Origin of the sequence: Sporosarcina ureae (assembly GCF_029267015.1) — a bacterium.
GTDB lineage: Bacteria > Bacillota > Bacilli > Bacillales_A > Planococcaceae > Sporosarcina > Sporosarcina ureae_D.
Map to the genome: position 1 here is coordinate 1 of NZ_JARIEA010000032.1, position 9,376 is coordinate 9,376.

The 9,376-nt window shown below is 42.6% G+C and carries 8 protein-coding genes; 2 read left to right on the top strand and 6 right to left on the bottom strand.

Annotation, left to right across the window (positions count from 1 at the left end):
* Positions 1-190: 190 nt before the first annotated feature.
* Positions 191-1,825 (bottom strand): chaperonin GroEL, encoded by a 1,635-nt coding sequence (gene groL, locus Q7P97_RS04875; RefSeq protein ID WP_303967349.1) that lies wholly within the window; start codon positions 1,823-1,825, stop codon positions 191-193.
* A 56-nt stretch (positions 1,826-1,881) separates the two neighbouring features.
* The gene (groES, locus tag Q7P97_RS04880; protein WP_303967352.1) at positions 1,882-2,166 is read right to left on the bottom strand and encodes a co-chaperone GroES; all 285 of its coding nucleotides are present in this window, start codon (positions 2,164-2,166) and stop codon (positions 1,882-1,884) included.
* 195 nt (positions 2,167-2,361) lie between these two features.
* Between groES and Q7P97_RS04885 the strand changes: the two genes are divergently transcribed.
* Complete coding sequence (locus Q7P97_RS04885) at positions 2,362-3,093, top strand: CPBP family intramembrane glutamic endopeptidase (protein ID WP_303967355.1); 732 nt, start codon at positions 2,362-2,364, stop codon at positions 3,091-3,093.
* A 285-nt stretch (positions 3,094-3,378) separates the two neighbouring features.
* Here the strand turns inward: Q7P97_RS04885 and dacB are convergent, their stop codons facing one another.
* The 4 genes from dacB to Q7P97_RS04905 form a co-directional block, all read right to left on the bottom strand.
* Positions 3,379-4,869: a D-alanyl-D-alanine carboxypeptidase/D-alanyl-D-alanine endopeptidase gene (gene dacB, locus Q7P97_RS04890; RefSeq protein WP_303967358.1), complete on the bottom strand. Its 1,491-nt coding sequence runs from the start codon at positions 4,867-4,869 to the stop codon at positions 3,379-3,381.
* 132 nt (positions 4,870-5,001) lie between these two features.
* On the bottom strand, positions 5,002-5,805 hold the full coding sequence (gene tatC / locus Q7P97_RS04895; protein ID WP_303967362.1) for a twin-arginine translocase subunit TatC: 804 nt from the start codon (positions 5,803-5,805) through the stop codon (positions 5,002-5,004).
* A gap of 17 nt (positions 5,806-5,822) precedes the next feature.
* The gene (locus Q7P97_RS04900) at positions 5,823-6,014 is read right to left on the bottom strand and encodes a twin-arginine translocase TatA/TatE family subunit (protein WP_029055052.1); all 192 of its coding nucleotides are present in this window, start codon (positions 6,012-6,014) and stop codon (positions 5,823-5,825) included.
* A 63-nt stretch (positions 6,015-6,077) separates the two neighbouring features.
* Positions 6,078-6,743 (bottom strand): redox-sensing transcriptional repressor Rex, encoded by a 666-nt coding sequence (locus Q7P97_RS04905; RefSeq protein ID WP_085429019.1) that lies wholly within the window; start codon positions 6,741-6,743, stop codon positions 6,078-6,080.
* A gap of 134 nt (positions 6,744-6,877) precedes the next feature.
* Here Q7P97_RS04905 and abc-f point away from each other — a divergent pair, with 134 nt between their 5' ends.
* Positions 6,878-8,803: a ribosomal protection-like ABC-F family protein gene (gene abc-f, locus Q7P97_RS04910; RefSeq protein WP_303967373.1), complete on the top strand. Its 1,926-nt coding sequence runs from the start codon at positions 6,878-6,880 to the stop codon at positions 8,801-8,803.
* Positions 8,804-9,376: the final 573 nt, after the last annotated feature.

Genomic DNA, 9,376 nt, shown 5'->3' on the forward strand with positions numbered 1-9,376 from the left:
AAATTCATATGCACGTATCACCTTTCTCTTTGACTTGTTTCTAGACAATTCAAGTATAAAAGAAATTGGTGATCACGTGCATTTTTTTGTTCAATTGTTTGAGTACCCCAACATTTATTATAGAACCGTAAAAAAAGCGCCAACCCCATAAACTGGAGTTGGCGCTTAAAATATATTTTGGGAAAACGGCTTACATCATGCCGCCCATGCCACCCATACCGCCCATATCAGGCATACCGCCACCTGCTGGTTCTGGTAGGTCTGCAACAACAGCTTCAGTAGTTAAGAACATTGCTGCTACAGATGCTGCATTTTGTAGTGCAGAACGAGTTACTTTCGTTGGATCTACGATACCTGCTTCTACCATGTTAACCCATGTGCCTTCTGCTGCGTTAAAGCCTACGCCGACTTCTTCGCGCTTCAAGCGATCTACTACGATAGAACCTTCAAGGCCCGCGTTTGTAGCGATTTGACGTACTGGCTCTTCAAGTGCACGAAGTACAATCTTGATACCCGTTGCTACGTCGCCTTCAGTATCTTCAAGTAATGCTTCTACTTGCTTATACACGTTAACTAGTGCAGTACCGCCACCAGATACGATTCCTTCTTCTACTGCTGCACGTGTTGAGTTCAATGCATCTTCAATACGAAGTTTACGCTCTTTCAGCTCTGTTTCAGTTGCAGCTCCAACTTTGATAACTGCTACACCGCCAGCTAGTTTAGCTAGACGTTCTTGCAATTTCTCTTTATCGAATTCAGAAGTAGTTTCTTCCAATTGTGAACGGATTTGGCCAACACGTGATTCGATAGAACCTGCGTCGCCGCTACCTTCAACGATTGTTGTGTTATCTTTTGTAACTACGATTTTCGCTGCGCGTCCTAGTGATGTAAGGTCAGCAGATTTCAGATCAAGTCCGAGATCTTCTGTGATTACCTGTCCACCCGTTAGGATTGCAATGTCTTCAAGCATAGCTTTACGGCGATCACCGAAGCCAGGTGCTTTAACTGCTACCGCATTGAATGTACCGCGAAGTTTGTTAACAACTAGTGTCGCTAGAGCTTCACCTTCAACATCTTCAGCGATAATCAACAATGGCTTACCTTGCTGAACAACTTGTTCAAGTACAGGAAGGATTTCTTGGATGTTATTAATTTTCTTATCTGTAATCAAGACGTATGGATTATCAAGCACTGCTTCCATTTTGTCTGTATCTGTTGCCATATAAGCAGATGCGTAGCCACGGTCGAATTGCATACCTTCTACTACATCCAGCTCTGTTACGAAGCCTTTGGATTCTTCGATCGTGATAACACCATCGTTACCCACGCGCTCCATTGCTTGTGAAATCAACTCGCCGACTTCTTCATCTCCAGAAGAGATAGCCGCAACTTGTGCGATTTCTTGTCTAGTTTCGATTTCATCGGAAACACTTTGAAGGCCTTCGACTGCTGCGATTACCGCTTTTTCGATTCCTTTACGGATACCGACTGGGTTTGCGCCGGCTGTTACGTTCTTCAAACCTTCACGGATCATTGCTTGTGCAAGGACTGTTGCAGTTGTTGTTCCGTCCCCTGCGATGTCATTTGTTTTAGAAGCAACTTCTGCTACTAGCTTTGCGCCCATATTTTCAAATGCATTTTCAAGCTCGATTTCTTTTGCAATTGTTACACCATCATTTGTAATCAGTGGTGAACCGAATTTGCGCTCAAGTACGACGTTACGACCTTTTGGCCCAAGTGTTACTTTTACAGCGTCTGCTAGTGTATCTACACCGCGAAGCATTGCGGAACGTGCATCTTCGTTAAATTTAAGTTCTTTAGCCATGTAAATGATTCCCTCCAGAATTTTCTATTTGTCTACTACGTTTACGTTTTAATTGATTAGCCAATAATTGCAAGTATGTCGTTTTCACGAAGGATCAAGTATTCAGTACCTTCATACTTCACTTCAGTGCCTGCGTATTTAGAGAAGATGATGCGGTCGCCTTCAGATACTTCAAGTTCGACGCGCTGTCCGTTCTCAAGAACACGGCCTGTACCAGCAGCAATTACTTTACCTTCTTGTGGCTTTTCTTGCGCAGAGTCCGGTAGAACAATACCGCTTGATGTTTTTTCTTCTGCTTCGATTAATTCGATAATGATACGGTCACCTAGTGGTTTCAACAAATGAAACAACCTCCTCGAGATAATGGGTAGTTTTTATTTTTCTTAGCACTCACTTACAACGAGTGCTAACACAACTCTTATATTAAAGAATTTCATACATAATTGCAAGTAAAAGCGTTCGACATTTTCTTCTTTTGCCAAACGTCTTTTTTCGCGTTAAACTATTCATCATGTATGGAAGAAAGGTTGTGCACCGTGAAAAACTGGATAGTTGCTCTGATGATCTTCGTCTCATATGTGTTGCTTCAGATTGGCAGCATTTTTCTTGCCCCTGAATTAATTGTTTACTTCACCGGCAAAGACTTGTCTAAAGTAGAAGCTTTGTCGCAAGGTTTCGCCTGGACGTTATTTATCACGCAAGGTATCGCTGCACTCATAGTTGCCGCGATTCTGTTACGAAATAAAAAGTTCTTGCCTGTGTTTAAAGGAAAGCCATCTGGTTTCGGAAGCGTCCTGCTATGGGGAGTACTCGGTTTCTTCCTCGCGATGGCTGGACAGATTATTGGTGCTGCGATTGAGTCTATGTTCGGTGTAACAGCAGGCTCCGAGAATACGGAGTTACTGTCGAACATCGCAAAGACAGCGCCAATCATCATCTTTGCTATGGTGTTGTTTGCACCGTTCCTTGAAGAAGTCGTGTTCCGCCGGATTATCTTCGGTGGCTTGTACAACAAGACAAACTTCTGGGTCGCTGCGATTGTCAGCGCCATCGTCTTCGCTGCTGTACATAATGAGCTACAGCATTTGTTGATGTATTTGATGCCGGGTCTTGCGTTCGCCTTCGTCTACTATAAAACTAAGCGACTGCTAACCCCGATGATTGCACATTTCCTGATGAACAGTTTCGTCACTGTCGTGCAATGGAATGCGGATAAGCTGCAACAACTACAAGATATGCAGCAGAGTATCGTATTATTCTTACAATAGAAAAAATCTCCCCGTGAAATGGGGAGATTTTTTACTGTGAGTATGTTGAGAATTCGGTGAGTGTGAAGGCACCGTTAATCTGCGCTCCAGGCGGACGCGTTCCGCGGGCACGGCTTCAATCTCCTCGTCACTACGTTCCTGCGGGGCTTTCAGCTCGCGCTATTCCCGCTGGAGTCGCCGCCTTCCACTCCGATCAACTAGTATCTTTTCTAATTATAGTAAGTGAGAAAATCATCCTATACTCACAATCCCAAAACCGTAAACCAAGTGCACACTTACTACTTCTTACTGCGCCGCCATAACCTGAACCATCTTATCAATATCAGGCCTAGCTGTTCCTTTAACATTCTCTGTCAAAATACTGAAGATCAACTCTTGTCCACTCTTTGTTTTCACATAGCCAGACAACGAATCTGTGCCATTCAGAGAACCCGTCTTCGCGTATACCTTGCCCTTCACTACAGGGCTTGTCAGACGGTTACGCAACGTTCCACCAAGCATGCGATCATTAACGCCTGCAATGGGTAGTGAGCGCTCAAATGCCTTATACCAATCTTTGGACTGGGCTGCATATAACACTTCTGCGATCTTCTCGGAAGGGATTTTATTCTTATGAGACATACCTGACCCGTCCTCTAGATAGATTCCCTTTGTACTAATACCATCCTTTTCTAACGTTTCTCTAACAACACGCAAGCCGGCATTCCAACTCCCGTCATTGTATACCGCGCGACCCATCGATTTCGCCAAGATTTCCGCATGGGAGTTGTTGCTGTATTTCATAAATGGCATCATTAAATAAAACAATGACATCGATTCTTTCTTTGCAAGTAATGCTGCGTTTGCAGGTGTCTTGCCACGTGTGACACGTGCTGTTGGCTGAAGCTTGATGCCTTCTTTGGCCAGTGCGCGTTTGAAAACGTCTGCTGTATAGGCAGTCGGATTCGATACCGTTACCCATTGACGCTTGCCGTTTGAGTTGAGTGGTACGTTTCCTGAAACAATAATGGTATTCGTGCCTTGTTGACGACTCATTGTTACCGTGTTGCGTTGATTTTTCGGTACTGTCCGTGTGCGGTTGATCACTTTTACGATGTCCGTATGTGGAGTCAATGTGACCGCTCCCGCTTTACCGTTTCTTGTCGGCTTGGCTTCAACAATTGTCGTACCTGCATCGTAATCTTTATTTGGCGAGATCGTCAGTGCTGAAACTTGTGCTGCATAGTAATACGTTTCATCTGATTTATAAATACCTGGTGATAGACGCTGCGTGTCAAACCACGTATCGTCCGCCACAATATGTCCGGTTACTGTATGAATTCCCGATTCCCGCATTTGTCTTGCTAGACGGAGTAAATCAGATTCTAGTAATGTCGGATCTCCTGTCCCGCGTAAATAAAGATGACCGTCAAGAACACCGTTTTTTACCGTGCCGTTCGTAAAGACATCTGTGTCGAATGTATAGTCTTTACCAAGCACTTCAAGAGCCGCTGTACTTGTTAACACTTTAACATTCGAGGCAGGTGTAACTCCTTGATTGCCACGATATTGATAGATAATACGATTCGTATCAGCTTCACGTACGATGACACTGCTTCGTGTACCACGCATACGTTGACTAGTAATAACTTGATTGATACCGACTTCCATCGCTTTATAAGACTGCTGTGCAGCAGCAACTTGACCACCTGCGACAGGAGTCGTAACACTCCCCATAAGCAACATTGCACCTAACAACCACTTGCTCCATCTGTTTGGAGTCTTTTTGCTGTTCACTAGATTTCATTTCCCCCTACTCATTCTATTCTTAGATAGTTTACCATAGGGCTACTGGTAAATGAACCCATCTCCGATCTTTAGTAGGTAAACGCGAAAATCCTCCTGCGTGAGCAAGAGGATTTGAGTGGTTTAGTTATCATCTGTTTTATTCATCACTTCGTCAATTTGACGCTGTTGCTCTGCCTTCACTTCTTCCATCTGGCGCAGACGTTCGGACTTCTCAAACTTCCTGTAGCCTAGACGTGAAATCACGATACTGACCTCATATAAGATGAATAGCGGAACCGTGGTGAATAAATGCGATACAATGTCCGGTGGTGTAATGAACGCAGCAAGTACGAATAGAACAAAGTACGCAACCTTTCGTATTTTAACAAGCACTTTAGGTTGCAACACACCGAGACGGGATAAAAACAATATGACGATCGGTAATTGAAAAACAAAACCAAACGGCAAGAGTAGTGAGAATAAAAAAGAAAAATACTCATTGATACCGATTGTCTGCTCAATGTTCAATTGACCTGACAGATTAATCATGAATTTCATCACGTACGGTAGCAATACAAAGTAAGAGAAACTAATTCCTGCTAAAAACAGCAGAAAAGCAAACGGTATATACGATAGCGTGACACGTCGTTCTAAGTCACGAAGACCTGGTGAAATAAAGGCCCAAAATTGATACATGATGACCGGTGAAATAATAATAATCGCAAGAAATACTATAACCTTCAAATAGATCACGACTGGATCTACGACGTTGAATGCATTTAATGTGACTTGTTCAGCCGGTGTATCGAATTGTATAAAATTGATCAGCGGTTTCGCTAAGAAGAAACTGCCAATTGCCCCAACAATAAAGAAAACGACGATTACCATCAGCCGTTTTCGAACTTCATCTATATGTTCAATGATTGTTAAGTCTTTATCTGCCATCAGAATAACACCCTAACTCAGCGCACTTCTTCTTTCTTGTCTTCAACCTTTTTTACGTCATCTTCGTCATCTGTAAGGCCTTTAGTTGCGTTTTTGAACTCGCGCAATGAAGAACCGAACGCTTTACCGATTTCAGGTAATTTCTTAGGACCAAATATAAGCAATGCAATCACAGCGATTATCAGTAAACTTCCGATACCTGGAGCCATGTTGGCCACCTCCTCATAATATGTCTATTCTACATGAAAACCTATAATTTTACTATCACAGTGTTATGTAATTTGTGAATCTTTTACGTCTGTTTTAATGAGATAAATCAATGTTTGCAGCTCTACGGACAAGTCAATGGTCTGGATGCGGATTGTATCTGGTACTGCTAAACGTTCAGGCGTGAAATTCAAAATCCCCTTCACGCCTGTTGTAGCGAGGCGGTCTGTCAATTCCTGTGCAACGCGTGATGGAACAGTTAATATCACCATTTCGATGCCCAGTTCTTTAATTTTCTCCTCGATACGATCAGGTGGATAGATAGGGATATCGTTCTTTAATTCCCCATCATGCGGTGCTTTCGGATCGAACGCCACGACAATTTTCGTGTTATGGATCTTCTGAAAATTATATTTCAAGAATGCATTACCGAGACTACCTACCCCGATTAAAGCAACTTTGGTTTCTTCATCCTGATCAAGTGTTTCACGGAAGAACTGCAATAAGGAATCAACGTCATAGCCGTATCCTTTACGTCCAAGCGCTCCGAAATGGGAGAAATCTCTTCTGATCGTCGCCGCATCAATTTTCATCGCTTCACTTAATTCTCCCGATGATATGCGTTGTACGCCTTTGTCTGCATAATTTCTCAAAAATCTATAATATAGAGGCAATCGTTTAGATGTTGCCTGTGGAATTCTAGGTTTACTCACGCTGTGCCGAACCTCCATTGTTACTTCAATGACCAACCCATGAACAAGGGTATAGCCGCTTTTATCGTACAGCACAACGAGATTATTGTAAAGCCGATTATTGCATGGTGCGCTCCGTTCCATTAAACTGATAAGGAATAGAGGTGTGGGGCTTGATTATTTTACAAGTGAATGGACTGACCAAGTCTTTTTCAGGTACGAATCTACTGGAGAATGTCCGTCTCGAAGTACAGCATCGGGATCGTGTCGCACTCGTTGGACGAAATGGTGCCGGAAAATCGACATTATTAAAAATAATAGCAGGCGAACTATCCGCGGATGAAGGCGATATTATGATTCCAAAGGATATACGTATGGGCTATCTTGAACAGCATAGCGGACTGGATTCGGAGCTAACGATTTGGGATGAAGTGATGACAGTATTTGCACCACTTCGTGAAAAAGAAAGTCGTTTGCGTACGTTAGAACATGAAATGGCGAATCCTGCAGTGTATGAAGATACCGATCGTTACACACGCGTAATGACCGAGTATGATGAGCTTCAAATCGCTTTTAAAGAAGCGGGAGGCTATCAGTTTGAAGCCGATGCCCGTTCTGTTCTTCACGGCATGCGATTTTATCCGGACGATTTCGAGAAGCCGGTGCACTTACTGTCAGGCGGTCAGAAAACGCGTCTTGCGCTTGCACGTATGCTTCTGAGCAAGCCGGACCTGTTGATACTCGATGAACCGACGAATCACTTGGACATCGAGACACTGAACTGGCTGGAACGTTACTTGTCGGGCTATGAAGGTGCTATTTTAATTGTTTCTCATGATCGGTACTTCCTCGATAAAGTAGTTACAACCGTATATGAAGTATCACGACGAAAAGTTTCAAAGTACAGCGGAAATTACAGTTCATATCTAGATGAGAAAGCAAAAAACTATGAACGTGATCAGAAGTTATTTGTTCAGGAAAAGGATGAACGTGCGAAGCTCGAAGAATTTATTCAAAAGAATATTGCGCGTGCATCCACTTCCAAAATGGCGAAGAGTCGACGCAAACAACTTGAGCGCCGTGAATGGATGGACTCTCCTGACGGTGACGAGAAATCCGCCAACTTCTCTTTCTCACTCGATCGACCAAGCGGTAACGATGTACTATCGCTAGACGATGTGAAAATTGGCTATGACGAAGTGCCTGTATCAAAGCATATTAATCTGCGAATTTATAAGGGAGACCGCGTGGCATTCGTCGGACCAAACGGTGTAGGCAAGTCAACTTTACTTAAAACTATAGTAAAGCGTAACGAGCTGCTAGGTGGCGAAATCCGTTACGGTACGAACGTGCAATTCGGTTACTATGATCAAAACCAAGCAACACTCATCGGTTCTGGCACCGTTTTGCAAGAAATCTGGGATGATTGGCCATTGATGAATGAAAAAGATGTACGCTCATTACTTGGGCGATTCCTGTTCACAGGCGACGATATAGAAAAACTCGTCACATCGCTTTCAGGCGGGGAGAAAGCTCGTCTTTCATTGGCACAACTAATGTTAGAGAAGTCCAACACGTTAATTTTGGACGAGCCGACAAACCATCTAGATCTCGACAGTAAAGAGATCCTCGAAAATGCGCTTGACGACTTCCCAGGAACCATTCTTTTTGTGTCACATGACAGATATTTCATCAATCGACTCGCAACCAAAGTCATTGAAATGAGCGATGACGGTGCAGTTGAATACCTAGGTGACTATGATTACTACATCGAGAAGAAAACCGAAACAGAGGAAATTTTAGCAGCTACACAACTTGAACAGCGCTCAAAAGAACCCATCATCAAAAAAGAAGTAGCCAACAAAGAAAACCAACGCCACGAGCGCAAACTAACTAGAGCGATTGCAGACATAGAGAAAAAACTTGAAGCTCTTGATGTGGAAATCGAGATGTTACAATTGAAATTACTAGAACCCGAACTAGCGAACGACCATATCGAACTAATGGATATTCAACGTCAAATCGATGACACCGAAGCTATACACGACGAACAATCGGAAGAGTGGCTAATGCTTCAAGACGAACTAGAAAATCTATAATTACGAAACGAACTTTCAATTGAAAGTTCGTTTTTATTTTGGATAGGATATTTACACAAATTATGTATCTTGTCTATGCGATTAAAACCCATCCCTGATGCTACGAATATAATGAATTGGCGAAAAACTCCTCATCTTCATTCGACATATCACGACATAATCTTCCCTATTCTATCAATCATTCGTCTTTTTCAACTTTTCATTAGAAAAAATAACTCAAAATCAAATTTATTTCTCCACAACCTTTTCCACAGAGAAAATCCCCATTTGAACACATATGAACATAGTTATCCACGTTATCCACATTTAATTGTTTAATAGTCCACATAGTTATCCTACATGTATACGTTTACCATTCACATGTTACATATGTTACCCACAATCTATCCACAAATTGTGCATAAGTACGAACGTTCCCTATTGACAAATGAATATTCGTCTAACAAAAAAACACACAATTTGCTGAAAGTTAGCAAACTGTGTGCATCTTCTTTAATTCCATGATTTTAATGGCATTCCAGGTCGACCATTCATACTAGAATCACTTCGCACGCCACTTTTCCACATCTCATA

Excerpts from the sequence above, each read along its gene's own strand:
- tatC (WP_303967362.1), bottom strand. The coding sequence starts at position 5,805 with ATGGCAGATAAAGACTTAACAATCATTGAACATATAGATGAAGTTCGA.
- groL (WP_303967349.1), bottom strand. The coding sequence starts at position 1,825 with ATGGCTAAAGAACTTAAATTTAACGAAGATGCACGTTCCGCAATGCTT.
- Q7P97_RS04905 (WP_085429019.1), bottom strand. The coding sequence starts at position 6,743 with ATGGAGGTTCGGCACAGCGTGAGTAAACCTAGAATTCCACAGGCAACA.
- Q7P97_RS04900 (WP_029055052.1), bottom strand. The coding sequence starts at position 6,014 with ATGGCTCCAGGTATCGGAAGTTTACTGATAATCGCTGTGATTGCATTG.